At 67.4% G+C, this 25,633-nt stretch carries 26 protein-coding genes; 11 read left to right on the forward strand and 15 right to left on the reverse strand.

Annotated elements, in window-relative coordinates; all coding sequences use genetic code 11:
• Positions 1-49: 49 nt before the first annotated feature.
• Positions 50-1,213, forward strand: coding sequence for a ParM/StbA family protein (locus DFR31_RS05185; RefSeq protein WP_170153601.1), 1,164 nt, complete (start codon positions 50-52; stop codon positions 1,211-1,213).
• 74 nt (positions 1,214-1,287) lie between these two features.
• On the opposite strand, the gene DFR31_RS05190 is transcribed toward DFR31_RS05185, so the two are convergent.
• Positions 1,288-1,593 carry an RNA recognition motif domain-containing protein gene (locus tag DFR31_RS05190; RefSeq protein ID WP_121441565.1) on the reverse strand — a complete coding sequence of 102 codons (306 nt, stop codon included), beginning with the start codon at positions 1,591-1,593 and terminating at the stop codon, positions 1,288-1,290.
• Positions 1,594-1,726: 133 nt separating this feature from the next.
• Here DFR31_RS05190 and DFR31_RS05195 point away from each other — a divergent pair, with 133 nt between their 5' ends.
• A complete protein-coding gene (locus tag DFR31_RS05195) occupies positions 1,727-2,260 on the forward strand; it encodes a phasin family protein (protein ID WP_170153602.1) in 534 nt (177 codons plus the stop codon).
• A 108-nt stretch (positions 2,261-2,368) separates the two neighbouring features.
• Here DFR31_RS05195 and purD read toward each other — a convergent pair whose 3' ends face one another.
• The 7 genes from purD to ppa form a co-directional block, all read right to left on the reverse strand.
• Positions 2,369-3,664, reverse strand: coding sequence for a phosphoribosylamine--glycine ligase (gene purD, locus DFR31_RS05200; protein WP_121441567.1), 1,296 nt, complete (start codon positions 3,662-3,664; stop codon positions 2,369-2,371).
• A 35-nt stretch (positions 3,665-3,699) separates the two neighbouring features.
• Entirely contained in the window at positions 3,700-5,280 is a 1,581-nt protein-coding gene (gene purH, locus DFR31_RS05205) for a bifunctional phosphoribosylaminoimidazolecarboxamide formyltransferase/IMP cyclohydrolase (RefSeq protein WP_121441568.1), read from the reverse strand.
• 42 nt (positions 5,281-5,322) lie between these two features.
• Positions 5,323-5,610, reverse strand: coding sequence for a DNA-binding transcriptional regulator Fis (gene fis, locus DFR31_RS05210; RefSeq protein WP_121441569.1), 288 nt, complete (start codon positions 5,608-5,610; stop codon positions 5,323-5,325).
• A gap of 99 nt (positions 5,611-5,709) precedes the next feature.
• Positions 5,710-6,213, reverse strand: a complete 504-nt coding sequence (locus tag DFR31_RS05215) for a DUF3426 domain-containing protein (protein ID WP_121441570.1) — start codon at positions 6,211-6,213, stop codon at positions 5,710-5,712.
• 3 nt (positions 6,214-6,216) lie between these two features.
• A complete protein-coding gene (gene prmA / locus DFR31_RS05220) occupies positions 6,217-7,104 on the reverse strand; it encodes a 50S ribosomal protein L11 methyltransferase (RefSeq protein ID WP_121441571.1) in 888 nt (295 codons plus the stop codon).
• Between the two features lie 9 nt (positions 7,105-7,113).
• Positions 7,114-7,440, reverse strand: coding sequence for a hypothetical protein (locus DFR31_RS05225; RefSeq protein ID WP_121442178.1), 327 nt, complete (start codon positions 7,438-7,440; stop codon positions 7,114-7,116).
• Between the two features lie 325 nt (positions 7,441-7,765).
• Positions 7,766-8,293 carry an inorganic diphosphatase gene (gene ppa, locus DFR31_RS05230; protein WP_121441572.1) on the reverse strand — a complete coding sequence of 176 codons (528 nt, stop codon included), beginning with the start codon at positions 8,291-8,293 and terminating at the stop codon, positions 7,766-7,768.
• A gap of 155 nt (positions 8,294-8,448) precedes the next feature.
• Here ppa and DFR31_RS05235 point away from each other — a divergent pair, with 155 nt between their 5' ends.
• Genes DFR31_RS05235 through DFR31_RS05250 form a run of 4 tightly spaced genes read left to right on the forward strand, consistent with a single transcriptional unit; the run spans position 8,449 to position 11,596 of the window.
• The gene (locus tag DFR31_RS05235; protein WP_121441573.1) at positions 8,449-8,952 is read left to right on the forward strand and encodes a hypothetical protein; all 504 of its coding nucleotides are present in this window, start codon (positions 8,449-8,451) and stop codon (positions 8,950-8,952) included.
• 36 nt (positions 8,953-8,988) lie between these two features.
• On the forward strand, positions 8,989-10,356 hold the full coding sequence (mpl, locus tag DFR31_RS05240) for a UDP-N-acetylmuramate:L-alanyl-gamma-D-glutamyl-meso-diaminopimelate ligase (protein ID WP_121441574.1): 1,368 nt from the start codon (positions 8,989-8,991) through the stop codon (positions 10,354-10,356).
• The gene (locus tag DFR31_RS05245) at positions 10,356-10,997 is read left to right on the forward strand and encodes a flavin prenyltransferase UbiX (RefSeq protein ID WP_170153603.1); all 642 of its coding nucleotides are present in this window, start codon (positions 10,356-10,358) and stop codon (positions 10,995-10,997) included. The genes mpl and DFR31_RS05245 overlap by 1 nt, the downstream gene beginning before the upstream one ends.
• Entirely contained in the window at positions 10,994-11,596 is a 603-nt protein-coding gene (locus DFR31_RS05250) for an LON peptidase substrate-binding domain-containing protein (protein ID WP_121441575.1), read from the forward strand. Before DFR31_RS05245 ends, DFR31_RS05250 begins: the two co-directional genes overlap by 4 nt.
• Positions 11,597-11,619: 23 nt before the next feature.
• Here DFR31_RS05250 and DFR31_RS05255 read toward each other — a convergent pair whose 3' ends face one another.
• Positions 11,620-13,311: an EAL domain-containing protein gene (locus DFR31_RS05255; RefSeq protein ID WP_121441576.1), complete on the reverse strand. Its 1,692-nt coding sequence runs from the start codon at positions 13,309-13,311 to the stop codon at positions 11,620-11,622.
• Between the two features lie 25 nt (positions 13,312-13,336).
• Positions 13,337-14,545: an argininosuccinate synthase gene (locus DFR31_RS05260; RefSeq protein WP_121441577.1), complete on the reverse strand. Its 1,209-nt coding sequence runs from the start codon at positions 14,543-14,545 to the stop codon at positions 13,337-13,339.
• A gap of 235 nt (positions 14,546-14,780) precedes the next feature.
• On the opposite strand from DFR31_RS05260, the gene pyrC reads away from it, so the two are divergent.
• From pyrC to grxD, 3 genes are all read left to right on the forward strand, one after another.
• Positions 14,781-15,812 (forward strand): dihydroorotase, encoded by a 1,032-nt coding sequence (pyrC, locus tag DFR31_RS05265; protein ID WP_121441578.1) that lies wholly within the window; start codon positions 14,781-14,783, stop codon positions 15,810-15,812.
• A 74-nt stretch (positions 15,813-15,886) separates the two neighbouring features.
• On the forward strand, positions 15,887-17,290 hold the full coding sequence (gene der, locus DFR31_RS05270; RefSeq protein WP_121441579.1) for a ribosome biogenesis GTPase Der: 1,404 nt from the start codon (positions 15,887-15,889) through the stop codon (positions 17,288-17,290).
• Positions 17,291-17,424: 134 nt separating this feature from the next.
• Positions 17,425-17,754: a Grx4 family monothiol glutaredoxin gene (gene grxD / locus DFR31_RS05275; protein ID WP_121441580.1), complete on the forward strand. Its 330-nt coding sequence runs from the start codon at positions 17,425-17,427 to the stop codon at positions 17,752-17,754.
• Positions 17,755-17,832: 78 nt separating this feature from the next.
• On the opposite strand, the gene rnt is transcribed toward grxD, so the two are convergent.
• Positions 17,833-18,483, reverse strand: a complete 651-nt coding sequence (rnt, locus tag DFR31_RS05280) for a ribonuclease T (protein ID WP_121441581.1) — start codon at positions 18,481-18,483, stop codon at positions 17,833-17,835.
• Between the two features lie 83 nt (positions 18,484-18,566).
• On the opposite strand from rnt, the gene DFR31_RS05285 reads away from it, so the two are divergent.
• A complete protein-coding gene (locus DFR31_RS05285) occupies positions 18,567-19,055 on the forward strand; it encodes an ATP-dependent zinc protease family protein (RefSeq protein WP_121441582.1) in 489 nt (162 codons plus the stop codon).
• 20 nt (positions 19,056-19,075) lie between these two features.
• Positions 19,076-19,981 carry a 30S ribosomal protein S6--L-glutamate ligase gene (rimK, locus tag DFR31_RS05290; RefSeq protein WP_121442180.1) on the forward strand — a complete coding sequence of 302 codons (906 nt, stop codon included), beginning with the start codon at positions 19,076-19,078 and terminating at the stop codon, positions 19,979-19,981.
• A 56-nt stretch (positions 19,982-20,037) separates the two neighbouring features.
• On the opposite strand, the gene DFR31_RS13850 is transcribed toward rimK, so the two are convergent.
• The 4 genes from DFR31_RS13850 to DFR31_RS05310 form a co-directional block, all read right to left on the reverse strand.
• Positions 20,038-21,093 (reverse strand): hypothetical protein, encoded by a 1,056-nt coding sequence (locus tag DFR31_RS13850; RefSeq protein ID WP_170153604.1) that lies wholly within the window; start codon positions 21,091-21,093, stop codon positions 20,038-20,040.
• A 125-nt stretch (positions 21,094-21,218) separates the two neighbouring features.
• Entirely contained in the window at positions 21,219-22,631 is a 1,413-nt protein-coding gene (locus DFR31_RS05300) for a DUF945 family protein (protein WP_121441583.1), read from the reverse strand.
• A 178-nt stretch (positions 22,632-22,809) separates the two neighbouring features.
• Positions 22,810-23,862, reverse strand: coding sequence for a porin (locus DFR31_RS05305; protein WP_121441584.1), 1,053 nt, complete (start codon positions 23,860-23,862; stop codon positions 22,810-22,812).
• 398 nt (positions 23,863-24,260) lie between these two features.
• Entirely contained in the window at positions 24,261-25,343 is a 1,083-nt protein-coding gene (locus DFR31_RS05310) for a porin (RefSeq protein WP_121441585.1), read from the reverse strand.
• Positions 25,344-25,633: the final 290 nt, after the last annotated feature.

The following is a 25,633-nucleotide window of genomic DNA, read 5'->3' on the forward strand; positions in this document are numbered from 1 at the left end:
GCCAGGCCGGGACGGCGACAGCAGACAGTCATCCAGGGGGGATCTGCCAGTGGAACGTTGCATCGGTCTGGACATGGGCTACGGCTTCATCAAATCAGATGACGGCCGGGAGGGGCACGTCTTCCCCAGCGTGGTCGGCGAGGGTTCCTCCGGGGCCCCCATGGCGCTGGGTTTCCGCCAGCCGCCGCCCACGGAGGACCTGCGGGTCACCGTAAACGGCAAGCACTACTTTTTGGGTGACCTGGCCATCCGCCACTCCCGGATCGCCCATCGCGGCCTCTCCCCCACCCGTTCCGAAGGCGACGACCTGCGCATCCTCTTTCTCGGCGCGCTCTCCATGTACTGCCGCGAGACCATGAACAACTTCTACGTGGTCACCGGTCTGCCCCCGGGCCGCATGCACCTGGCGGACGACCTTACACGGCAGTTGCGCGGTGACCACGAGGTCATCCGCCAGACCGGCGGTCAGCGCTTCGGGGTGAGCATCCGCATCGACCGGATCGAGGTGGTGCCTCAGCCGGTGGGCACCTACTGGTCCGAGGTGCTCGACAACCGCGGGCAGCTGCGCGCGAGCAACCCGATGCTCAAGGGCCGTATCGGCATCATCGATATCGGCTTCCGCACCAGCGACCTGGCCACCATCGTGGACGGCGAGTATTCGCCGGCGTTCAGCCGCACCGTGCCCATCGGCATCTCCACCGGCTACGACACCATCTCCTCGTCGCTCAGCACCGAGTACGGCCTGGAGCGCGAGACCTACACGCTGGACGACTCCATCATCTCCGGCTCCATCAATGTCTCCGGCCAGCCGGTGGACATCAGCGGGCTGCGCGACCAGGTGTTCGAGGAGCTGGCCACCAAGCTGCTGGTGGAGGTGCGCTCCCAGTGGCAACTCGCCGAGTACGATCACATCCTGATCACCGGCGGTGGCGGCCAGGTGCTGGAGAAATACCTGCGCCCGCGCATGTCCCAGGCCCTGCTGGTAAACGACCCGGTCACCGCCAACGCGCGGGGCTACTTCGCCTGGGCCTACCACAACACCCAGCAGGCCATGGCCAGCGAGGCACCGGCCCAGCAACCGACCGGTCAACAGCCGCAAACGCCGCCGCCGGCCGGCAGCGAGCAACAGCCGGTCGGCAGCAGCTACGGCAACCTGGACCAGTCGCCCGGTCAGCAGAGCACCCCCTACGGGGGCGGCGGCCAGGAGCGGTAAACGCCGCTGCTCGCCGGCACACGAACCCGGCAGGCCTGTGGGGCCTGCCGGGTTTTTTGTGCCCGGCCGGGCGGTCAAAGCGATCGGTGAACCACCCGTCGGCGCAGGCGCAGGGCGCGCGGCCCCCGGGGCTGCTTCTCGTGGGCCGGGTTCACCCGCAGGGCGCGCCCCCGGTAATGGCGCCCATCCAGCGCGGCAATAGCCTCCCGGGCCGCCTCCGGGTCCATCTCCACAAAGGCGAACCCCCTGGGCTCACCGCTGCTGCGATCCAGCACCAGGCGCGCGGACCAGACCCGACCAAAGGGCTGGAATAGCGTCTGCAGTGCCTGTTCGTCACAGTCCGTGGGCAGGTTGCCCACGTAGATCTGCTGCCTTGTCATGGTGGCATCCTCTCCCGTCCGGCATGGCCTACCCAAGCAGTATAGAAGGCTTTTTGGCGCTTGTTGCAACGCACCAAAACGCGTGCTATGTTGCAACGCACAAGCTATCAATCATGCCTTTGGAGGTATCACCATGTACGAACAGATCAACGAACAGATGCAGTCTCAGATCGAGACCGTCCGCAAGCAGCTGGAGAGCCAGGGCGAGCCCATGCGCCGCATGTTCAGCCTGATGCTGGACGGTGTCGAGCAGTACAGCCAGCTGCAGCTGGACATCGCCCGCTCCTGGTCCGAGCTGACCTTCAACCAGGCGCGCCAGATCCTGGAAATCAGCGATCAGGCCAGTCTCCAGAACTACCTGGAGAGCCAGAAGGCCCTGGCGGAGCAGTGCAACCGCAAGATCAACGAGGACGCCAACAAGCTGGCCGACCTGGGCCGCGATTTTGGCGAGCAGGTGAGCAAGCTGGCCACCGAGACCGGCGTGCCGCTGACCGTCATCCCGGGCACCAGCAGCAGCGCTGACTCGACCAAAAAGAGCACCGGCAGCAGCTCTACCACCAGCAAGAGCACCAGCGGTGCCAGCAGCAGCCGTCGCAGCAGCTCCAGCACGGCCGGCAGCAGCAGCAAGACCAGCAGCCGCTCCAGCTCCAGCAGCAAGTCCGCGTAAGCGGCAGAGGCTGCGCCGCCTGCCCTCGCGGCAGGCGACCAAAAAAAGCCGCCGCCCCCTCCAGGGGACGGCGGCTTTTTTCTGCCGCGGGAATGGCGTCGGAGCGGTTTAGCCCTGTGACTGCTCCCGCTCAATGGCGCGGTAGCCGATGTCCCGCCGGCAGAAGGCACCCTCCCAGCTGATCTCGTCCACCAACCGGTAAGCCCCCGCCTGCGCTTCACCCACGGTGTCCCCCAGCGCACAGGCGCAGAGCACCCGCCCGCCGTTGGTCAGCACCTGGCCGTCATCATCGAGCGCGGTCCCGGCGTGGAACACCTTGATGCCCTCCGGGTAGGCCTCGCGCAGCCCGGCGATCACATCCCCTTTGCGGTAGCTGCCCGGGTAACCACCCGCGGCCAGGACCACGCCCAGCGACGCCTGCGGCTTCCACTCCGCCTCGACCTCCGGCAGGCGGCCATCCAATGCCGCCTCGCACAGGCTCAGCAGGTCGCTGTCCAGACGCATGAGGATGGGCTGGGTCTCCGGGTCACCCAGTCGGCAGTTGTACTCCAGCACCTTCACGCCGCCCTGCCCGTCCACCATGAGCCCGGCGTACAGGAAACCGGTGTAACGGCGCCCCTCCTCGGCCAGCCCCCGCACCGTCGGGTGAATGACCTGCTCCATCACCCGGTCATACAGCTCCGCGGTAAGGACAGGCGCGGGGGAGTAAGCCCCCATACCGCCGGTATTCGGGCCCTGGTCGCCCTCGTCACGGGCCTTGTGATCCTGGGAGGAGGCCAGCGGGAGCACGTGCTCGCCGTCCACCAGGGCGATGAAGCTCAGCTCCTCGCCCTGCAGAAACTCCTCGACCACGATCCGCTGCCCGGCCTCGCCGAAGGCGGTGCCACTCAGCATCTCCTCGGCGGCCAGCAGGGCCTCGCCCAAGGTCTGCGCCACGGTGACGCCCTTGCCGGCCGCCAGGCCATCGGCCTTGACCACGATGGGCGCGCCCTTCTCGCGGATATAGGCCTGGGCCGACTCCAGGTCAGTGAACACCTGGTACTCGGCGGTGGGGATTTCGTACCGGGCGAGAAAGTGCTTGGTGAAGGCCTTGGAGCCCTCCAGTTCCGCCGCGCTGCGGGTGGGGCCCAGGCAGCGCAGGTTGTTGTCCTGGAAGGCATCGACAATACCCGCCACCAGCGGGGCCTCGGGGCCGACCACGGTCAGCGCCACCTCTTCGTTGCGCGCCAGCTGAACGAGCGCGGGGATGTCGCTGGCCCCCACGGCCACGTTGCGCACCCCGGGCTCCAGGGCCGTGCCCGCATTACCCGGCGCCACCAACACCTCTTCGACGCGCGGCGACTGCGCCAGCTTCCAGGCCAGGGCATGCTCGCGCCCGCCATTACCCACTACCAGCACTTTCATTTAGCGTACTCCGTCGTCTTGCTGGGCGGCCCGGCTCAATGCCGGAAGTGCCGCATACCCGTGAATACCATGACCAGGCCGTGCTCGTCCGCGGCGTCGATGACCTCCTGGTCGCGCATGGAGCCACCCGGCTGGATCACCGAGCCGATCCCCGCCTCTGCGGCCTGGTCCAAGCCGTCGCGGAAGGGGAAGAAGGCATCGGAGGCCATCGCCGCACCCTGCACGCTCAGGCCCGCCTCGGCGGCCTTGTCGCGGGCGATGCGGGTGCTGAACACCCGGCTCATCTGCCCGGCACCGATACCCAGGCTGCGCCCGCCCGAGGCGAAGATGATGGCGTTGGACTTGACGTAGCGCACTACCTCCCAGGCGAACAGCAGGTCGTTCCAGGTCTGCTCGTCCGGCTGCTTTTTCGTGACCACCTTGAGGTCCGCGCGGGGGACGCGGGCGATGTCCCGCTCCTGAACCAGCACCCCCCCGCCGACCCGCTTGTAGTCCAGCCCCGTGGCACGCTCCGCGCCCCACTGGCCGCAGGCGAGCAGTCGCACGTTCTTGCGGGCGGCCACCGCCTCCCGGGCCTCGCTGCTCACCGTGGGGGCAATGATCACCTCCACGAACTGGCGTTCGACGATGGCCGCGGCGGTCTTACCGTCCAGTTCGCGGTTGAAGGCGATGATGCCACCGAAGGCCGAGGTGGGGTCCGCCTCGAAGGCGCGGTCGTAGGCGCTGAGCAGGTCCTCGCCGATGGCCACGCCGCAGGGGTTGGCGTGCTTGACGATGACGCAGGCCGGGGCCTCGAAGGCCTTCACGCACTCCAGGGCGGCGTCGGTGTCGGCCACGTTGTTGTAGGACAGTGCCTTGCCCTGGAACTGCTCGGCGGTGGCCACGCAGGGCTCGGCGATATCGTGCTCGCGGTAGAAGGCGGCCGCCTGGTGGGGATTCTCGCCGTAGCGCATGTCCAGCGCCTTCTCGAACTGCACGTTGAAGGTCCGCGGAAACCGGGCCGGTTCGCCCTCTTCCACGCGGGCCCCCAGGTAGCTGGCTATGGCCCCGTCGTAACGGGCGGTGTGCTCGTAGGCCTTCACCGCCAGGTTGAAGCGGGTGGCCAGGCGCAGACCGCCCTCGCGCTTGAGCGCGTCGATCAACGCCTCGTGGTCCGCCGGATCGGTGACCACGGCCACGTCGGCGTGGTTCTTGGCGGCGGCACGGAGCATGGCCGGCCCGCCGATGTCGATGTTCTCGATGGCGTCCTCGAGGCTGCAGTCCGGGTCGGCGACGGTGCGCTCGAAGGGGTAGAGGTTCACCGCCAGCAGGTCGATGGGCTGGATGCCCTGCTCGGCCATGACCGCGTCATCGGTGCCACGGCGCCCCAGCAGGCCGCCGTGCACCTTGGGGTGCAGGGTCTTGACCCGGCCGGCCATGATCTCGGGGAAGCCGGTGTAGTCCGAAACCTCGGTGACCGGCAGCCCGGCGTCGCGCAGCAGGCGCGCGGTACCGCCCGTGGAGAGCAGTTCCACCCCCTGCTCGTGCAGGGCCCGGGCGAACTGCTCGATGCCGGTCTTGTCGGAAACACTGATCAACGCCCGGCGCACCGGCCGGAGGTCACTCGCTGTGGCCATGGGAGCTGTCCTTCTGGGTTGGATTGGGGCTGAAATCGGGCGTTACAGCTGGTACTCGCGCAGCTTGCGGCGCAGCGTACCGCGGTTGATCCCCAGCAGCTGGGCGGCGCGCGTCTGGTTGCCGTCAGCGTACGCCATCGCGGCCTGGATCAGCGGCACTTCCACCTCGCGCATCACCAGCTGGTGCAGGCCGTAGCAATCATGCCCGTTTAGCTGCTGAAAATACTGATCCAGGGCCTCAGAGACGGCCTCGCGCAGCGGCGCGATCGCGCCGCCGTTGTCCACGCCCGTGGAGGAATTCGTTGTTTTGGAGGGTAACTGTTGTTCCATAAGGCGCATCTGTCACGGGGAAAGGCTGCAGAGTGTCCTGCGGATCCCCGGGCAATGCAAGCCGCAACCCGGGGCCATCACAAACGGGTGCTACGGGCCTCACCGGAAGCCCAGTGCCACGCTGGGCACCTCATCAAGGGGCACCATCAACTCCAGGTGCAGGCCTACCACCTGTCCCGGGGCCAGGCCCGCCCGGCCCGGTGCCACGGGCTCGGCGGCGTCCAGGTACTCCTCGGCGGTGAACCAGCGCGCCCCCAGCGTATGCCCGTCCATGTCACGCATGTGCACGTGCATTTCGGGGAAATCCTGCCGGAACGGCGCCCCGTTGACCAGCCTGCCACGCAGGACGAGCACGTCATCCCGGTGCCGGTGAAACTCGAATGTGCGCTCGTCCACCCGAAACGCCTCGGGCTCGCGATAGCGGGGAAGGGTACAGCCGGCCACTGCGCAGACCCCATCTGCCCAGGGCCGCAGCTGTGGCTGCTGCGCCAACGCTTCCCGGTAAAGGTAGCTGAGCTGCCCCAGCAACAGCAGCAGAAGCAGCGCCGAAAGGCCCCAAGCCGCCCACGCGGGGCCGGTTCCCGGGCGGTGCTCTGCGGTCATCCCTTACCCCCGCCGGGTACCTGTCAGCAAGGCCCAGTCCCCCTGGTACGCCGGTTCACCCATTTCAAACCACGAACTATAGCATGCCTGCACCGCCGCCACCTGACTGCGCAGGATCCCGGACAGGGCCACCCGCCCCCCAGGCCGCACGCCCTCCGCCAGTTGCTCCCCCAGCGCCAGGAGCACACCGGCCAGGATATTGGCCACCAGCACATCCGCCCGCCCGCGGGGCAGGCCCTGGTCCGGGGCCTGAATGCGGATCCGCTCGCCAACCCCGTTGCGGCGGGCGTTCTCGGCGGTGGCCTGCAGGGCCTGCGGGTCGTTGTCCACGGCAATGCATTCGCCGGCACCCAGCAAACAACCGGCGACGGCGAGTATGCCGGAGCCACAGCCGTAATCCACCAGGCGCGTGCGGGCATCCAGCGGCTGAGCGTCGAGCCAGCGGAGGCAGAGCGCGGTCGTGGGGTGGGTGCCGGTACCAAACGCGAGCCCCGGGTCGAGGCGCAGATTGACCGCGTCGGCTGCGGGCGGGGTCTGCCCCCAGGGCACCACCCAGAGCCGCTCGCCGAAACGCATGGGGTGGAAGTCGTCCATCCAGGCCCGCTCCCACGCCCGGTCTTCCAAGGCTTCCACGTGCCAGCCCGCAGGTGCTGCGCCAAGCACCTCGCCGAGCCGGGCCTGAACGTGTAGCGGGTCCACCGCGTCAGGATCGAACAGCGCGGTCAGCCGCATGTGCGACCAGAGGCGCTGTTCGCCGGGCCCCGGCTCCAGCACCTCTTCATCGTCGGGTTCATTCAGGGTGACCGCGAGCGCGCCCAGGTCTTCAAGCAATGCCTCGACGCGCGACAACTGCGACTGGTCACAGTCCAGGGTGATCTGGGTATGGGACACGGGGCGGGCTCAGCTGGCGTCGATGACCAGACAGGCGGCCTGCTCGCGGGTGAAGAAGTGCCCGTCGCGCTCGAAGCCCGAGACCAGCGAGGGCTTGACGGCCAAGACACGGCCCTGCTCGTCGCGCCGCCAGACCAGCTCCTCCGGGAGGCCGTCCAGACGGTGGAAGGGGGCCACGGAGCCGTCCCGGTTGCGGGAGAGGTAGACTACCCCCGTCTCACTGTCGAGAAACGCCGGACGGAACCCTTCCTTACGGTTGTGCTGGCTGACGCCGGCCGTACACCGAAAGGCTTCGTTCTCTCTACGCAGCTGATCTGCCGTCATGGCACGGGCCATGATCACCACCTCTAGCTGGTCGCTGCCCTGCAAGAGCAGCGGCGAGTCGCCTGTGTCTGAGTTAGCGGCGCAGTATCGCGAACCTGTAACAGGAAGTCCAACGAACTGTCACCGACCGTCTGTACCTTGGACCGCAGGATGGGCAATAAATGCCCGGCGATACCTCTGCCCCAGAACTCCTGACGGATTCCTTGGTATTAGTGTAAGACCGAATTCCGAACTGGCCAAGCCGGAATCCAATTTTCTCAAGAATTTTTAGTCCGATGCGCGCCAAAGCGGAGAAAATACTGCAGCTTCTCCGCCCCAGCGCTTTGCGTCGGGCAGCTCAGCCCTCGTAATTCTCGATGGACTTGCGGAGCTCCTCGCGGGCGGATTCGGAATCCTCCCAGCCATCGATACGCACCCACTTGCCCGGCTCCAGGTCCTTGTAGTGCTCGAAGAAGTGGCTGATCTGGTCGAGCATGATCTGAGGCAGGTCGCTGGGGTTGTTCACGTCCTCGTACATGGCGGTGAGCTTGCCCACCGGCACAGCCAGCACCTTGGCGTCCTCGCCCGCCTCGTCGGTCATCTTCAGCACGCCGATGGGGCGGCACTTGATGACGGAGCCGGTGATCACGGGGAAGGGGGTCAGGACCAGCACGTCGGCCGGATCGCCATCGTCGCACAAGGTGTTGGGGATGTAGCCGTAGTTGCAGGGGTAGTGCATGGCCGTGCCCATGAAACGGTCCACGAACATCGCACCACTGTCCTTGTCCACCTCGTATTTCACCGGCTCGCCGCGCAGCGGGATCTCGATGATGACATTGACCTCTTCAGGGGCTTTGTCGCCAGGGCCTACCCGTTCCAGGATCATGAGCGCTCTCCGTTGTGTCGTGCATGTTGCCGGGGCCCGGAGCCTTGCCCGGGCGCGGAATACGCGGGAGTATAATGGATCAAGCCGGAAAATGCTGCATTGCAGGATAAGGAATCTTCCACCCCATCACCCACCACCGGGACAATCACCCAACTATGCCTTTTTTTGTGGAAAACTTGCGTGCGCTGTTGCGCATTCTGGTCTTCCGGTCCAGCCCGGCAGACCTCTCCGCCTCGCCTAACCTGTTGGTACTGCTGGTCGCCGGCAGCCTCGGGATCGGCTACCTGGCCGCCGGCATACTGCCCGGTTCGGGCCCCGTGGAACTGCAATTGCTGGTGGCCGCCGGGGTCACGCTGGGGCTGGTCTACCTGGCCCTGCGCCTGCGCGGGGCGCTGCCCCGGTTCAACCAGACCGCCAGCGCGGTCTTCGGCACCGACCTGCTGCTCAGCATCCCGATGCTGGGGGTGCAGCTGCAGGTGGCCGGGGCCGACGAGGCGGGCGCGGGCCTCCTGATCGTGGCGCTGGCCATCTGGGCCTGGCGCCTGGCGGTGCTGGGCTTCATCCTCTCCGAGGCCATGGACATCCGCCGCAGCCTGGGCGTGTTGGCGGCCGTGGCCTATATGATTATCGTGCTGCAGATCGTGACCGCCCTGGACTGATCCCCGGGGCACCACGGCACCAACCAGGGAGCCGACATGCATCTACACATACTAGGTATCTGCGGCACCTTCATGGGCGGACTGGCGCTGCTGGCGCGGGAGGCCGGTTACACGGTCAGCGGCAGCGATCAGGGGATCTATCCGCCCATGAGCGCGATGCTGGCCGAGCAGGCGGTGGACCTGCGCGAGGGCTACCACGCCGAGCACCTGGAGGGGCCACCGGCACCGGACCAGGTGATCGTCGGCAACGCCCTCTCCCGCGGCAACCCGGCGGTGGAGCACGCCCTCGACAAGGGCATGTCCTACACTTCCGGGCCGCAATGGCTCGGCGAGCACCTGCTGCAGGGGCGCTGGGTGCTGGCCGTCGCCGGCACCCACGGCAAGACCACCACGGCCAGCCTGCTGGCCTGGATCCTGGAGTACGCCGGGCTGGAGCCCGGCTTCCTGGTGGGGGGTGTACCGGCCAACTTCGGCCGCTCGGCCCGACTGGGCGGCGGGCCCTTCTTCGTGATCGAGGCCGACGAATACGACAGCGCCTTCTTCGACAAGCGCTCCAAGTTCGTCCACTTCCGCCCCCGAACCCTGGTCATCAACAACATCGAGTTCGATCACGCGGATATCTTCCCCGACCTGGCGGCCATCCAGCGGCAATTCCACCACCTGGTGCGCACCGTGCCCGGCCAGGGCCTGATCATCGCCAACCAAGACCAGGCCAGCGTCGCCGAAACCCTCGACCAGGGCTGCTGGACGCCCGTCCTGGGCCTGGGCACCGGCGTGGACAGCGACTGGCGCTACCGGGTGAACGACAGCGGCGACCTGCTGCTGCGCGGCCCAGACGGCGCGGAGCACTGCGCCCGACTGCCGTTGCCGGGGCTCCACAACGCCGCCAACTGCGCCGCCGCCCTGCTGGCCGCCCGCCACGCGGGCGTGCCCCTGGCGACTGGTCTGGCGGCGCTGGAAGGTTTCCGCGGCGTCAAACGGCGGCTGGAGCTGCGCGGCGAGGCCGGCGGCGTCCGCGTGTACGACGACTTTGCCCACCACCCCACCGCCATCCGCGCCACCCTGGAGGCGATGCGCCCCGGGCCCGGGCGGCTGCTGGCCGTGCTGGAGCCGCGCTCCAACACCATGCGCATGGGCCTCCACCGCGACCAACTCCGCACCGCCCTGGCCCCGGCGGACGCCGTTTTCGCCCTGCAGGGGACCGGCCTGGACTGGCGGGTCGCCGATGCCCTGCATGGCATGGAACCGGCCGCCACCGTGGCCGACAGCGTCGAGGGCCTGGTCCAGGAGATCAGGGAAAAAGCCCGCGCCGGCGACCGGGTGGTGGTGATGAGCAATGGGGCCTTCGGCGGCATACACACCCGGCTGCTGGCCGCGCTGGCACCACAGGAGGTCTCCAGCTGATGCGCAACCACGTCACCCTCGCCCTGACCGGCGCCTCCGGCATGCCCTACGGGCTGCGCCTGCTGCAGTGCCTGCTGCACACCGACACCCCGGTCCACCTGCTGCTCTCCGAGGCGGCGCGGGTGGTTCTGGGAATGGAGACCGAGCTGCAGTTGCCCAGCAAACCGGCGGCCATGGAGCGGCGCCTGCTCGAGTGGTGCCGGCTGCCCGACAGTGCCCCGCTGGCTGTATTCAGCGAGCGGCAATGGACCGCGCCGGTGGCCTCCGGCTCCGGCGCCCCCCGGCAGATGGTGGTCTGCCCCTGCAGCATGGGGACCCTCTCGGCCATCGCCACCGGTGCCAGCGACAACCTGATCGAACGCGCAGCGGACGTTGTGCTAAAAGAGAGGGGTAGGCTTATCCTGGTGCCCCGGGAGACGCCCTTCTCCGACATCCACTTGGAGAACATGCTGCGACTCAGCCGCATGGGCAGCGTCATCCTGCCGGCCAACCCGGGCTTTTACCATCACCCGCAATCGGTGGAGGCGCTGGTGGACTTCATCGTGGCACGCATACTCGACCAACTGGGCGCCCCCCAGGCGCTGCTGCCCGCCTGGGGCGAGCGGCTGAGCCCCACGGCCAGCGGAGGGGGCAAGGCGTGAACAACCGGCTCCCCCTCTTCCCACTGCAGACCGTACTCTTCCCCGGCGGCCCCCTGGTGCTTCGGCTGTTCGAGCCCCGTTACCTGGACATGGTGGCCGAATGCCTGCGCGAGGACCGGGGCTTCGGCGTCTGCCGTATCGTGGACGGCCGGGAGGCGGGCCAGCCGGCAGAACCGGAAGCGGTCGGCACCCTGGCCCGGATCGTCGACTGGGAGCAACGCACTGACGGCCTGCTGGGGATCACCGTCCGCGGCGAGCAGCGCTTTCGCATCGTCTCGCGCGAGGTGGAAAAGAACGGGCTGCAGCGGGCGGAGGTGGAGTGGCTGCCGCAGCCGCCGGCCACACCGCTGCCGGAAGAGCACGCCGCACTGGCGGCACTGCTGGACCGCATCCTTGAACAGATTCGCGGGCCCTGGGCGGCCCTGTCCCGCCACCCCGGGGACGCCGAATGGGTGGGCTGCCGGTTGGCGGAGTTGCTGCCCATCCCGCCACAGGACCGGCAGCAGTTGCTGGAGCTGGATGACCCGGTGGAGCGCCTGGCCGTGCTCCACGAGGCCCTCAACCACGCCCAGACGACCGACGACGCGCCACAGGAATAGCCCGCCTCGGGGCCCGCGCGGCCTCAGACCGGCTCCGGGCGGTGCAGCCCGAAGCCCTGGCCGTAGGTCACCCCCAGCGCACGCAGCGCCCGCAGCGTGGCGTCGTCCTCGACAAACTCCGCAATCGTCCTCAGCCCCATCACCTGCGCCACGTTGTGGATGGACTCCACCATGGAGCGGTCCACCGAGTCCCGCACCATGTTGCGCACGAACTGGCCGTCGATCTTCACGTAGTCCACCGGCAACTTGCGCAGGTAACCGAAAGAGGACAGGCCGGAGCCGAAGTCATCCAGCGCGAAGCGGCAGCCCCGCCCCCGCAGGGCCCGCATGAACAGGCGGGCGTGGGACAGATTGCGGATCACCGCCGTCTCGGTGATCTCCAGGCAGATCCGGCGCGGGTCAACACCGGTGCGCGCCAACTGCTTGACCAGATCATCCATGAACCCCGGTTGGCCGAGGGACTGACCGGAGAGGTTGATGTTGACCAGGTCCAGCCCGGACAGCACCGTGCCGCCATCCGCCAGCGCCTCCAGGGTGGCGGTGACCACCCAGCTGTCGATGGCGCGCATCAGCTGGTAGCGCTCGGCCGCCGGCAGGAAGGCGCCGGGCGCCACCGGCTCGCCCTCGGGGGAGACCAGGCTCACCAGCACCTCGCCGATCTGCGGCAACCCCGGCTTGAGCGGGTCGATGCGCTGCATACGCAGGCGGAAGCGGTCCTCGTCCAGGGCGTTGCGGATGGTCCGGGTCCATTGCATCTCGCCGTGGCGCTCGGCCAGCAGGCGGTCACCGGCCCGCACCACCCGCACCTGGCCCTGTCCGCCCTCCTGGGCCATGTCACAGGCCGCCTCGGCCGCCGCCAGCAACTCGCCCGGCGTGTGGTCGTCGTCCAGCGCCACCAGGCCCAGGCTGGCGCTCAGCGGGAAGGGTTGGCCGCCCCACGCAAAGCCCATCCCGGCCACCGCCGCCGACAGCCGTCCGGCCAGCCGCTTGGCCTCGTCCATCGGGCAGCCGTAGAGCAGGATGGCGAAGTCATCCCCGCCCAGGCGGGCCACCGTGTCGGAATCGCGGACCTGGTCCTGCAGCAGGTCCGCCACCTGCTTCAGCAACTCGTCCCCGGCCAGTTGGCCGCAGGTGTCGTTGAGCAGTTGCAGCTGATCCAGGTCCAGGTAGCAGAGGGCGTGCGGCCGGCCGAGCTCGCCGGTGTTCTCCAGCGCGTGCCAGAGCCGGGTCTCGAACTCCTTGCGGTTGACCAGTCCGGTGAGGGCGTCGTGGTTGGCCTGGTAAAACATCACCCGGGCCATGCCCAGCTGTTCGGTGACATCGCGCAGCGTCACCAGCAGGCGGTCCTCGCCGCCGGGCATCCGGCAGAGGTTCACGGTCACGTTGACCCAGGCCTCGCCCTCGCCGTAGCGGTCGGGCAGCACCGCCTCGTCCTCCTGGCGGGTCTCGCCGTCCGCGAGACAGAGCGCGGCCAGGTCGGGCAGCCGCTCGGCGGTGGTCTCGTCCACCAGCGGCAGCAACCGGTCCACCGGCTGGCCGATGGCCTCCGCCATGGACCAGCCGGTCAACTGCTCCGCCACCGGGTTGAGCGACAGCACCAGACCGGCCCCGTCGGCGATGACCACGCCATCGCCCACCAGGTCCAGGACGCGCTCCAGCAGCAGCGCATCCCTCTCCGCCGCCCCTTCGGGGCCCTGCCCTTGCGCCCAGTCCATGTGCACCCGCTCGCCGTGCGCGGGGCTAACCGCGCCGCTGGGCGATGCGCAGGCGCAGGGCGTTCAGGCGGATAAAGCCTTCGGCGTCCTTCTGGTCGTAGGCGCCGCGGTCGTCCTCGAAGGTGGCGATGGTCTGGTCGAACAGCGAGTCGTTGGAAGAATCGCGCCCCACCAGGATCACGTTGCCCTTGTAGAGCTTGAGCCGCACCACGCCGTTGACCCGCCGCTGGGTGGCGTCGATCAGGGCCTGCATGGCCTCGCGCTCGGGGCTCCACCAGTAGCCGTTGTAAATCAGCTCGGCGTACTTGGGCATCACCTCGTCCTTCAGGTGGGCGCTCTCGCGGTCCAGGGTGATGGACTCGATGGCGCGGTGGGCACGCAGCAGGATGGTGCCGCCCGGGGTCTCGTAGCAGCCGCGGGACTTCATGCCCACGTAGCGGTTCTCAACGATGTCGATCCGGCCGATACCGTGCTTGGCGCCCAGGTCGTTGAGCCGGCCCAGCAGCCCGGCGGGGCTCAGCTTCTCGCCGTCGATGGCCACCGGGTCGCCGCCCTGGAACTCGATGTCGATGTACAGGGGCTCGTCAGGGGCGGACTCCGGCGAGTTGGTCCAACGCCACATGACCTCCTCACACTCCGTCCAGGTGTCCTCCAGCACGCCGCCCTCGTAAGAGATATGCAGCATGTTGGCGTCCATGGAGTAGGGCGAGCCGCCCTCCTGCTTGCCCTCGATGGAGATGCCGTGCTTCTCGGCGTAGGCCAGCAGCTTCTCGCGGGAGTTGAGGTCCCACTCGCGCCAGGGGGCAATGACCTTGATGTTGGGCTCCAGGCCGTAGTAGCCCAGCTCGAAGCGTACCTGGTCGTTGCCCTTGCCGGTGGCACCGTGGGAGACCGCATCGGCACCAGTCTCGCGGGCGATCTCCACCTGGCGCTTGGCGATCAGCGGCCGGGCGATGGACGTACCCAGCAGGTACTCACCCTCGTAGATGGCGTTGGCCCGGAACATGGGGAAGACGAAATCTCGGGCAAACTCCTCGCGCAGGTCGTCAATGTAGATCTCCTTGATGCCGAAGGCCTCGGCCTTCTTGCGCGCCGGCTCCAGCTCCTCACCCTGGCCCAGGTCGGCCGTGAACGTGACCACCTCGCAATCGTAGGTCTCACGCAGCCACTGCAGGATCACCGAGGTATCCAGGCCGCCGGAATAGGCGAGCACCACCTTTTTGACGTCGCTCATGTCTCCCCTTCGCTTCATGCTGTACCCCGTGCCCCACGGGGCCCGACGCCCGGGTGCTCATGCGCACCCCCGGCGGCCGGGAAAAATGGATGGATCAGGCGAATCATCATCCCTGCAGCGGGATTTCAAATCAAGCGCACCCGCTCCCGTACCCAGGCCCGGAGCGACCTGACGGCAAACGGCGGGACGCGTATCATTGCCGCTGTCCCACGGCCATCGACAGAGGAACCGCACCGTGCAACGTATCACCCTGACCCGACCGGACGACTGGCACCTGCACCTGCGCGACGGGGAATTGCTGGCCACCGTGCTGCCGCACACTGCCGCGGTCTTCGGCCGGGCCATCATCATGCCCAACCTGAAACCGCCGGTGACCACCGTGGACCAGGCGGCGGCCTACCGCGAGCGCATTCTGGCCGCGCTGCCGGCGGGCATGCGTTTCGAACCGCTGATGACCCTCTATCTCACCGACAACACCCCACCGGCTGAGATCGAGAAAGCGGCGGAAAGCGGCTTCGTGCACGCGGTCAAGCTCTACCCGGCCGGCGCCACCACCAACTCCGACGCCGGCGTCACCGACCTGGCCCGCTGCGACGAGACCCTGGCCACCATGGCGGAGAAGGGCCTGCCGCTGTGCGTGCACGGCGAGGTGACCCGCGACGAGGTGGACATCTTCGACCGTGAGGCGCACTTCATCGACGAGGTGCTGGACCCGCTGGTGCAACGGCACACCGGGTTGCGGGTGGTGTTCGAACACATCACCACCAAGGCGGCGGTGGACTACCTGGAGCAGGCGCCGGACCGGGTGGGGGCCACCCTCACCGTCCAGCACCTGATGGCCAATCGTAACCACATGCTGGTGGGCGGGGTGCGGCCGCACTACTACTGCCTGCCGATCCTCAAGCGGGAACGGGACCGCGAGGCGCTGGTGGCCGCGGCCACCTCCGGCCATCCGCGCTTCTTCCTGGGCACCGACAGCGCCCCGCACCCCAAGGGCGCCAAGGAGTCGGCCTGCGGCTGCGCCGGGGTCTACAGCGCCCACGCCGCCCTGCCCTTCTACGCCGAGGTCTTCGAGGCGGCCGGTGCGCTGGACAAGCTGGAGGGCTTCGCCAGCCACCACGGCGCCGACTTCTACGGCCTGCCGCGCAACGCCGACACCGTCACCCTCGAGAAGGCGCCCACCCCCGTCCCCGAAGCCTACCCCGCGGGCGACGACACACTGGTGCCCTTCCGCGCCGGCGGCGAGGTCGCCTGGCGGGTGGCGTAAAGCTGCGTGGTGCGGGGCGGCATCTGGTATTCTTGCCGTCCCGCAAGGCATCCGATCCCGTTGAAGAAGGCCGCATGGACCCTGTAATCGCCCTGGTGGGCCGCCCCAACGTGGGCAAATCCACCCTGTTCAACCAACTGACCCGCAGCCGCGACGCGCTGGTGGCCGACCACCCCGGGCTGACCCGCGACCGCCAGTATGGCGTGGGCAAGGTGGGTGAGCGGCCCTACATCGTGGTGGACACCGGTGGGCTGGGCGACGACCCCGAGGGGGTCGAGGCCGGCATGCGGGCTCAGGCGCTGGCCGCGATCGAAGAGGCGGACGCCATCCTGTTCATGGTGGACGGCCGCACCGGCGCCACCGCCGCGGACGAGGAACTGGCCGCCCACCTGCGCCGCCAGGGCAAACCGGTCTGGCTGGTGGTCAACAAGACCGACGGCGTGGACCACCGCCTGGCCACCGCTGATTTCCACGCCCTGGGGCTGGGCGAGCCCCTGCCCATCGCCGCCGCGCACGGCCGGGGCGTGGCCGGCCTGATGGACCGGGTGCTGGACGAGTTGCCCGAGGATTTCACCTCTGCGCACGACGAGCTGCAGGTGGAGGAGGCGGAGGGCGCTACCCGTATCGCCATCGTCGGCCGGCCCAACGTGGGCAAATCCACGCTGGTCAACCGCCTGCTGGGCGAGGAGCGGGTGCTGGTCTACGACATGCCCGGGACCACCCGCGACAGCGTCTTCATCCCCTTCGAGCGGGACGACCGGCCCTACACCCTGATCGACACCGCGGGCATGCGTCGCCGCGCCCGGGTGCGCGAGACGGTGGAGAAGTTCTCCGTCATCCAGACCCTCAAGGCCATCGAGGCCGCGCACGTGGTCATCCTGGTGATCGACGCCCGCGAGGGCATCACCGACCAGGACACCCACCTGATCGGCCACGTACTCAAGTCCGGGCGTGCCCTGGTGCTGGCAGTCAACAAGTGGGACGGGCTCAACGCCGACAAGCGCCAGGCGGTGAAGACCGGGCTGGACCGCAAGCTGGCCTTCCTGAACTTCGCCCGCCGCCACTTCATCTCCGCGCTGCACGGCTCCGGCGTGGGGCTGCTTTTTGGAGCCGTGGACAAGGCGCTGGAGGCCGCCCGGCGCGACCTGCCCACCCCCATCCTCAACGAGATCCTGTCCGACGCCGTGGCCGCTCACGCCCCGCCGCTGGCGCAGGGCCGGCGGATCAAGCTGCGCTACGTCCACCAGGGGGGCAAGAACCCGCCGGTCATCGTGATCCACGGCAACCAGGTGCAGAAGCTGCCCGGCGCCTACAAGCGCTACCTGGAGAACGCCTTCCGGGACGAGCTGGATCTCTACGGCACCCCGGTGCGGCTGGAGTTCCGCAGCGGCGAGAACCCCTACGAGGGCCGCAAAAACAAACTCACCCCGCGCCAGCAGAAGCGGCGCAAGCGCCTGATGCGCATGGTCAAGCGCTGACCTGCCGGCGATTACGCCACGGACGAAAGCTGAGTGTTACACTAGGTTTTCGAGCGCGCTGCTGGGTTTTTACCCGGGCGGCTTCGCCTTAGAATCAGGGCTAACCCATTCGCCAACGAGACAGGTTAATCAGCATGGATCAGGTACAGGAAGCCATCGGCAAGCAAGTCAAAGAGAACCCCATTCTGCTGTACATGAAGGGCTCCCCCCAGCAGCCCCAGTGCGGCTTCTCCATGCGCGCGGCCCAGGCCCTGGCCGGCTGCGGCAAGGAGTTCGCCTACGTGGACGTGCTGCAGGACGAGGCCATCCGCCAGGGCATCAAGGAGTTCGGCAACTGGCCGACCATCCCCCAGCTCTACATCGGCGGCGAGCTGGTGGGCGGCTGCGATATCATCATGGAGATGTACGAGAGCGGCGACCTGCAGAAGATGGTCGACAAGGCCGCGGAGAGTGCCGACTCCTGAGTACCGGCCTCGGGGGCGCGGCCGGGGTGCCTGACAGCCCCGTCAGGCCGCACCGCGCCCGCCCTGGCGGCCCCAGAGTCAGAACGGTTCCGGGATACCGATATTCGCGTCCCAGCGGTTGACGATGCCGCAGAACAGGTCCGCGGTCTTCTCGGCGTCGTAGATGGCCGAGTGGGCCGCCTTCCCGTCCCACTGTTCCCCCGAGGCCACCAGCGCCTTGGCCAGCACCGTCTGCCCATAGGCCAGCCCCGCCAGCGTGGCGGTATCAAAGCTGGTAAAGGGGTGGAAGGGGTTGCGCTTGATCCCGCAGCGCTCCACCGCCGCGTTCAGAAACCCCAGGTCGAAGAAGCTGTTGTGGCCGATCAACACGGCACGGTTGCACCCGGTCTGACGCACCTCCTGGCGGATCGGGCGGAAGATCTTCTTCAGCGCCTCGTCCTCCGGCAGCGCCATGCGCAGCGGGTGGTCGGGGTCGATCCCGTTCAACTCCAGCGCCTTGGGCTCGATGTTGGCCCCCTCGAAGGGCTTCACGTGGCAGGTGTGCGTGGCTGCCGGGTAGAGCCGTCCGTGCTCATCCATCCGCAGGACCACGGCCGCGATCTGCAGCAGGGCGTCGGTGGCGGAGTTCAGACCACCGGTCTCCACGTCCACGACGACGGGCAGAAAGCCGCGGAACCGTTTGCTGATGCGCTGACTGAAATTGTTGCCTACCGGGTTGGGTTCGCTCATGGTGATCTCGGACGGAAGGTGAACGGCGCATCTTAAGCAGCCGGTTACCCGCTTGCAACCGGCTACCGGCGAGGAAGGCAGTGATGGCACCAAAGGCACGCAAGCGGCTCTGGGTGGGCTGGCGCGAGTGGGTGGCCCTGCCCGCCCTGGGCATCGACGCGATCAAGGCCAAGGTGGATACCGGCGCGGCCACCTCGGCCATCCACGCCATCCACGTGCACCGTTTCCGCGAGGCCGGACGCGACCGGGTGGTCTTTCAGGTCCACCCCATCCAGCGCGACACCCACACGACGGTGGACTGCGTGGCCGACCTGCTGGATGAGCGGGTGGTGACCAGTTCCACCGGCCACCGGGAGCGCCGCCTGGTCATCCGCACCCCCTTGCAGATTGGCGATCAACGCTGGAATATCGAACTGACACTGACCAACCGGGACAGCATGGGGTTTCGCATGCTAATCGGCCGGCGCGCCATGCGCGGCCACCTGCTGGTAGACCCCAGCCGCTCCTGGCTCGGCGGTGCCGACAGCCATGCCCCCGGCCCCCGCCGGCCCATTCAGCACCACCACGAGTAACCGCTTACATGGCCGAACCGATGAACATTCTCATCCTCTCCCGCAACAGCCGGCTTTACTCCACCCGGCGGCTGGTAGAGGCCGGGCGGGAGCGTGGCCACCAGGTGCGGGTGATCGATCCACTGCGCTGCTACATGGACATCAGCCCCCACCGGCCGGAGATCCATTACAAGGGGGAGAACCTGGAGGCCATCGACGCGGTTATCCCGCGCATCGGCGCCTCCATCACCTTTTACGGCACGGCGGTGCTGCGCCAGTTCGAGATGATGGGCACCTTCCCGGTGAACGAGTCCGTGGCCATCACCCGCGCCCGGGACAAGCTCCGCTCCACCCAACTGCTGGCCCGCAAGGGTATCGGCCTGCCCCGCACCACCTTCGGCTACTCGCCGGACGACACCGACGACCTGATCGACCTGGTGGGCGGCGCGCCCATGGTGATCAAGCTGCTGGAGGGCACCCAGGGCAAGGGCGTGGTGCTGGCGGAGACCCGTCAGGCGGCCGAGAGCCTGATCGACGCCTTCCGCGGGCTCAACGTGCATTTCCTGGCGCAGGAGTACATCCGCGAGGCCGGCGGGGCCGACATCCGCTGTTTCGTGGTGGGCGAGCGGGTGGTGGCGTCCATGCGGCGCCAGGCCAAGGAGGGGGAGTTCCGCTCCAACATCCACCGGGGCGGTCAGGCCAGCGTGGTCCGCATCACCCCGGAGGAGCGCACCATGGCCGTACGCGCGGCGCGCATCATGGGGTTGAACGTGGCCGGGGTAGATATCATCCGCTCGGCCCACGGCCCGCTGGTGCTGGAAGTGAACTCCTCACCGGGGCTAGAGGGCATCGAGAAGTCCACCGGCAAGGACATTGCCGGCACGATCTACCAGTTCATGGAAAAGCATGCCCGGCTGGGCAAGACCCGCACCCGGGGCCGGGGCTAGCGGGCCACCCCCCTGCCCGCCCCACTCGAACCGGGATGGGCGGGGGGCCGGCGCCATCAGCGCGCCGGCATCACCGGGTCGTCCTCGGACGGGCCATCACCGCTGACCAGGCGGGCCTGGGCCAGGTTCTCACCGACCAGCGTCTCCACCTCGAGTACGCCCTTCACCGCGCCCGGCACCCAGGCCACGGGCCGGCCGCTCGGGGAGCGGATCACCCGACCGCCATCGCGCACCTTAAGCTCCATGCCCTCGCTCAGGCCGGCGGCCTCACCGGCACCAAGGAAGTAGACGCCATCCTCTTCGGCAAAGCTGTGGGTGAACCAGGGCGCGTTGCCCATGCGGTCCAGCAGGCCGAGCAGGACCCGGTCCGCGTAGGCCTCCAGCGCCGGCCGGGCCACTTGGCCCTCCAGGGCCGGCAACTCCACCGAATTGCTGCCGTACTCCGCGTCCAGTCCCACGTCAAAGGTGGTGGTGCGCATCCGCACCCGGTCATCGCCGCGCGGCTCCACCTCAATCAGCGCCAGCATGCGCAGCCCCGGGTAGCGGGACAGGCCGGCCAGGCAATCGGTAATGTCACCCTCGGTGCAGCCGTAATCGGCGATCTGGGTGCGGACCAGCTCGCTGCCAGAGAACAATAGGGGGTAGTCCCGGGCCACGCCGGCCAGGGTGTTGCCCAGGCGGGTCTCCAGCTCACCGTCCGGGGACTGGATGATCACACCCACGTGGGGCAGCAGCTCGCCTTCCGGGCGCTCCGCCGGGCGGTGCACGCCGCGCTCGGTGCCCTCGGCGGCCAGCGCCTGTTGCTGCAGGGAACGCTCCAGCTCCTGGATGCGGCGCTCCATCGCTTCCTCGCGCTCACTGGCGGCGTCGTCATCACCACCACGGCCGAGCAGCCGGTCCAGCAGCGGACGCCGCTCCTCTTCGGCGTCCTCGTCGTCCTCGCACTGCTCGGGCCAGAAGACGCAGGTCAGCACACCCCGCTGATCCCCACGATCATGGTCCCAGGGGGTACGGTGCTCGCGCTCCGACGACCCGGAACCACCGGTGCCGCAGGCCGCCAGCAGGGCGGCGGTCAACAACAGGACAAACAAAGACAGCAACTTGCGTGACACGGACATGATCACCCGGCAGGTCAATAGGAATGGGACGCAGAAGGGCTCAAGGGTAAGCCTGCCGCCAGCTCGCGGCAAGCCCGAATTGGGGCCCGGCGGCACGCAACCGGGCCCCTGCTCTTCGTTTACAACAGACCACCGAGCAGCCACTCGAGTTCGGCCAGGGTGATCGATTCACCGTTCAGCGAGAACTGCCCCTGGTCCATGCGGATCAGCATGCTGAGGCCACCGTTCTCACCCGGCACCAGCAGGCCGGCCCCTTCCAGGCCGCGAATGGTCTGTGCCGCCTCGGCGTCCGCCTGCGCCTCCAGCATTGCCTGCATGTCATCGTCGGGCAGCTCACCCTGTTGCAGCATCCGGGTCATCATCGTGCCGGCCAAGGCGCCCGCCACCAGGTCCACCAGCGAATCGCGGCTGGCCTCCAGTTCAAACTCGGCGCGCAGGGCGGACAGGATCGCCTCCGGCTCCCCCATCATCGCCATGGGTCCGAGCGCCTCGGGCACTACCTGCACCTGCAGGCGGCTGGCCACCGGCCCCTCGCCCAGGTCGAGGCTGAGCGGCCCCAGTCGCAGTTCGGGGGCCGCGGCCAGCAGGTCGGCAGTGCTGCTGGCCAGGGTGGAAAAGAGCTCCACCTGGTATTGCGGGTCGTCCTGCTCCAGCTCGTAGCGCTGAAGGAGCGGCGCCAGCCGCACCGCACTGTCCCAGTCGATGCGCGACAGCGCCGTGCTGAACTGCAGGGCCTCGCCCTGCCACTGGCCGGCCAGGTCGAAGGGGCCGCTGCGCAGCCCCATGGCCACACTCAACCCTTCGGGTTCACGCGCCATGCGCATGTCCAGCCCCAGGTCTTCCAGGACGACCGTCTCGCCCTCCGCCTCCACCGTGAAGCGCTCCACGGTCAGCTCGCTGTCGCCGAGCCAGAGCGCCGGTGCCGCGAGACGTTGGTCACCGGTCAGCCGCATACCCTGGATATGGATGGCGTGGGCCGCGTCGTCCGGCTCGGTCAGCTTGAGCCCGGGGGCGGTGGCATCCAGGGCCAGTTCGTCCTGGGCAGCGGGCACCGAGAAGCGGCCGGCAAGCCCCAGCCAATCGACCACCTCCGACCGATAGGCATCACCGTTGAATGTGCCGCTCAGCGCCCCGTCGAAACCGACGCGCGCATCCAGCCCCAGCAGGTCGATGCCCGCCAGGGCATCCTCGATGCCCGGGTCCACGTCCAGCAGGTCGATTTGCCGGGTCTGGATGCGCGCCGCATTCAGGCCGCCGCCGGCGAAGGGCCCATGGCCGATATCCAGATGCACCCGCATGCCCGGGGCATCCTCGCCCGGGCCGGCCAACTCGGGCCAACGCAGTTCCAGTTCCGCGGTGCTGGTGTACAGGCCGCGCTCGTAGCCATTCCCGGAGGCACGGACCTGCTGAGAGCTGTCGAGCAGATCAACCCACTCAGCGAAATGATCCTGGGTGGGGCCGGCCATCATTACCGGTGCGGCAGCCAGTGTCAGAGCAACGATGGCCGCCAGCGCGAAGAAGATCCTTTTCATATGCTTAAATCCTTGTTGGGAGGGAGGGCTAACAGTAGCAGGCGCCCTGAAGGCCGGCAACGCCGTCGCCTCGGGGCAAAGCGCACCCCGACGCAGCCGTGCCACCAGCCCAAAACGAAGGAAGGCGCCAGCCAATCGGCTGACGCCTTCCCCGGTCCTTCCTGGTCAGCAGGGCTGATCAGAAGCTGTGGACCACACCCAGGGAGAGGACCCAAGGGTTATCGCCGGCGTCGGGGCTGATGCCTTCGCTGCCCGAGCTAGCGTAGTAGTCGACATCGGTCGGTACGGCGGAAGAGTCGCTCTTGTTGCGAGTCATGCCGAAGATGCCGTACAGGGTGGTGCGATCGCTGATGAAGTAATCCGCGCCCAGCGCGTAAGTGGTAGCGCGCATGTCACTGTCATCGGCGTCGTAGTGGCTGATCTGGGCCAACAGCTCGACCTGCGGGCTGACCATGAAGCCGACACCGGCACCATAGGCCTTGTCATCTTCCAGGCCAGTGCCTTCATCACTGCTGCTGTAGTCCTGATAGAAGGCGAAACCGCGCCAGACGTCGGTCATCTCGTAGCCGAACGTGGCCTGCCAGATTTTCAGCTTGTCTTCTGAATCCGGGTCAGCCGGATCGACGACGCCCTCATTGGCCTGCAAGTAACCCAGACTAGCGCTGATGGTGCCGCCGGCCTCGACCTCGCCCTCGAAGTCCAGTTGACCAACGAAGCGGGAACCCTTATCGGTGCCCTGCTCCGGACCGTAAACGGCGGAGAGGGAGAAGCCGTTGAAATCGGGGGTCACGTAGGCCAGCACGTTGTTGTGGCTAACCGCGCCATCGGGGCGTGCCATGGTGTGCACACTGCCGACACGGTCGGCAAAGAGGTCTAGGCCGTCCAGGGTGGCGAACAGCGGATCGTCCAGCTGACCGCCGATCAGGGTGCCGAAGCCGCCTTGCAGACCCAGGAAGGACTCCGTGTTGTCGCCGAACAGGTCTCCGCCATCGGTGAACTCAACGGTGGTCTCGTACTGGAAGATACCGGTGAGGCCCATGCCCAGGTATTCGGAACCGGTGATGCCCAGGTGGGAGAAGCGGTTGCCGATAAACTGGCTGCTGTCGCTCCGGTCGTCGGCGTGATCGACGGAGAGGTGGGCCTCGCCGTAGATGTTCAGGTCGCCGGCCATGACGGCCAGGGGGGAGGCCATCAGGGCCGCCGCGGATGCTGCGATGAATTGCTTCTTCATGGTGTCAGTCCTTGCTACTTGCCTGAGAAAAGCCAGTGAGTGTTGCGATTACACAACGGCCACCGTGTGCTGCACCTCACTGTCATCCGTCGTTTTAAGCCCTCTCCAGGGGATTTGCAAGCATTTTTTTGCAGTGCGGCAAACAGGGCGTTGCTTTTGCCCAACGGAAGTGCCGCGCGGGCTGGACGCACTGTTTTGGGGCATACCTACAAGGGACACTGGGGAAGGCAGGCGAGAGCCGCCGACGGTCTAACCGTGCGACCGATGGGGCGCGTTGCTGCCCATCGTGTGGGGAAAACAGGAAGGGGAGCGATGAACAAAAACGGCCACCCGATTGGGTGGCCGTTTGAGTGCGCCTGATCAGATCAGGCGGACATCAGACAACTGCTGATCGTTGATCAGAAGTTGTGGATGATGCCGACGGACAGGCCCCACTGGTTGTCGTCAGCACCAACGGTGGTGCCTTCATCACCAGTGCCGGTCTCGCGACCGAAGGAGCTCATGTCACGAGCAGCGTTGCTGTCGTTGTTCATGATGGAGTAAACACCGTACAGGGTGGTGCGGTCGGTCCAGTAGTAGTCCGCGCCCAGGGCGTACATGGTGGAGTCGTCGCTGCTCAGGTCGGAGTCATAATGCATCACGTGCGCCTTGAGCTCGACCTGCGGGGCGACGTGGAAGCCAGCACCAATGCCGTAGACCCGGTCATCGCCGCTGCCATCATCACCCTGCGCTTCGTCAAAAAGATCGCTGCTGCTGTAATCCTGATACAGCGCCATGACGCGCCAAGTGTCGGCTACGGAGTAAGAAGCCAGGGCCTGCCAAACCTTGTGCTTCTCGTCGAAGCCGAGGTCCAGCTTTTCGTCGACCACACCCTCGTTCGCCTGCAGGTAGGCCAGCGAGAAGAACAGGTTGCCTGCGCCGACTTGGTTGTCGTAGCGACCTTCGACCACGAAGCGGTCACCCTTGTCCACACCCTGATCCGGGCCGTAAACGAAGGTGCCGCTGAAACCCTCGAATTCGGGGGTCACGTAGGCCAGCACGTTGTCGTGGCGGGTGTTGTTGCCCGGGGTGCTGGTCAGGTTCTGCACGTCACCCAGACGGTCACCGAACAGCTGGTTCTGGTCGATGGCGGTCTTCAGCGGGTCGTCGATGCGGCCACCCAGGATGGTGCCGAAATCGCCCTGCAGACCCAGGTAGCTGGTCCGGTTGTCGCGGAACAGGCCATCGTCGTTGTTGGTGGGCATAGCGGCTACTTCGTACTGGAAGATACCGGTCAGGCCCATGCCCAGGTACTCGGAACCGCGGATGCCGAGGCGGGAACCGTTGGAGGACAGGAACTGGCTGGACTCGTCACGGTCGTCCAGGTGATCCACGGACATGTGAACACGGCCGTAGATGTCCAGGTCGCCGGCGGCGGCGGTGGCGATGGCCAGCGGGGAGGCCATGGCCGCGGCGGCGGCAAAGGTGATGATCTTCTTCATGGGGCGTTTCTCCTCAGAAACAGTAGCGGCGAATTTCGCTTCCCTCTCGGGTTGTTGCTTACCTGCAACATTTTTTAGTGATGTCGCGTGGCAACGTCACGTGGGAGTTTTATACAACACGCTCTGGAGGCGTGCAAGTCTGAAAAGCAAAAAAATTAAGGCGATGGCGTTGTTTTTTGACGACATTAGGCGGCATCGCCCCGGCACTATTGCTGTTTTTTTCGCGCAACATGCTGAATAGACCGAGAAATCTCTTTCCTTGCAGCAGCTTGCAGGCAGAAGCTCAGGTG

Origin of the sequence: Alkalispirillum mobile, assembly GCF_003664325.1 — a bacterium.
Lineage (GTDB): Bacteria > Pseudomonadota > Gammaproteobacteria > Nitrococcales > Halorhodospiraceae > Alkalilimnicola > Alkalilimnicola mobilis.

Coding starts and splice junctions, on each gene's coding strand:
- DFR31_RS05190 (WP_121441565.1), bottom strand. CDS start 1,593: ATGACAAGGCAGCAGATCTACGTGGGCAACCTGCCCACGGACTGTGAC.
- DFR31_RS05195 (WP_170153602.1), top strand. CDS start 1,727: ATGTACGAACAGATCAACGAACAGATGCAGTCTCAGATCGAGACCGTC.
- purD (WP_121441567.1), bottom strand. CDS start 3,664: ATGAAAGTGCTGGTAGTGGGTAATGGCGGGCGCGAGCATGCCCTGGCC.
- purH (WP_121441568.1), bottom strand. CDS start 5,280: ATGGCCACAGCGAGTGACCTCCGGCCGGTGCGCCGGGCGTTGATCAGT.
- fis (WP_121441569.1), bottom strand. CDS start 5,610: ATGGAACAACAGTTACCCTCCAAAACAACGAATTCCTCCACGGGCGTG.
- DFR31_RS05215 (WP_121441570.1), bottom strand. CDS start 6,213: ATGACCGCAGAGCACCGCCCGGGAACCGGCCCCGCGTGGGCGGCTTGG.
- DFR31_RS05225 (WP_121442178.1), bottom strand. CDS start 7,440: ATGGCCCGTGCCATGACGGCAGATCAGCTGCGTAGAGAGAACGAAGCC.
- ppa (WP_121441572.1), bottom strand. CDS start 8,293: ATGATCCTGGAACGGGTAGGCCCTGGCGACAAAGCCCCTGAAGAGGTC.
- DFR31_RS05235 (WP_121441573.1), top strand. CDS start 8,449: ATGCCTTTTTTTGTGGAAAACTTGCGTGCGCTGTTGCGCATTCTGGTC.
- mpl (WP_121441574.1), top strand. CDS start 8,989: ATGCATCTACACATACTAGGTATCTGCGGCACCTTCATGGGCGGACTG.
- DFR31_RS05245 (WP_170153603.1), top strand. CDS start 10,356: ATGCGCAACCACGTCACCCTCGCCCTGACCGGCGCCTCCGGCATGCCC.
- DFR31_RS05255 (WP_121441576.1), bottom strand. CDS start 13,311: ATGGACTGGGCGCAAGGGCAGGGCCCCGAAGGGGCGGCGGAGAGGGAT.
- DFR31_RS05260 (WP_121441577.1), bottom strand. CDS start 14,545: ATGAGCGACGTCAAAAAGGTGGTGCTCGCCTATTCCGGCGGCCTGGAT.
- der (WP_121441579.1), top strand. CDS start 15,887: ATGGACCCTGTAATCGCCCTGGTGGGCCGCCCCAACGTGGGCAAATCC.
- grxD (WP_121441580.1), top strand. CDS start 17,425: ATGGATCAGGTACAGGAAGCCATCGGCAAGCAAGTCAAAGAGAACCCC.
- rnt (WP_121441581.1), bottom strand. CDS start 18,483: ATGAGCGAACCCAACCCGGTAGGCAACAATTTCAGTCAGCGCATCAGC.
- DFR31_RS05285 (WP_121441582.1), top strand. CDS start 18,567: ATGGCACCAAAGGCACGCAAGCGGCTCTGGGTGGGCTGGCGCGAGTGG.
- rimK (WP_121442180.1), top strand. CDS start 19,076: ATGAACATTCTCATCCTCTCCCGCAACAGCCGGCTTTACTCCACCCGG.
- DFR31_RS05300 (WP_121441583.1), bottom strand. CDS start 22,631: ATGAAAAGGATCTTCTTCGCGCTGGCGGCCATCGTTGCTCTGACACTG.
- DFR31_RS05305 (WP_121441584.1), bottom strand. CDS start 23,862: ATGAAGAAGCAATTCATCGCAGCATCCGCGGCGGCCCTGATGGCCTCC.
- DFR31_RS05310 (WP_121441585.1), bottom strand. CDS start 25,343: ATGAAGAAGATCATCACCTTTGCCGCCGCCGCGGCCATGGCCTCCCCG.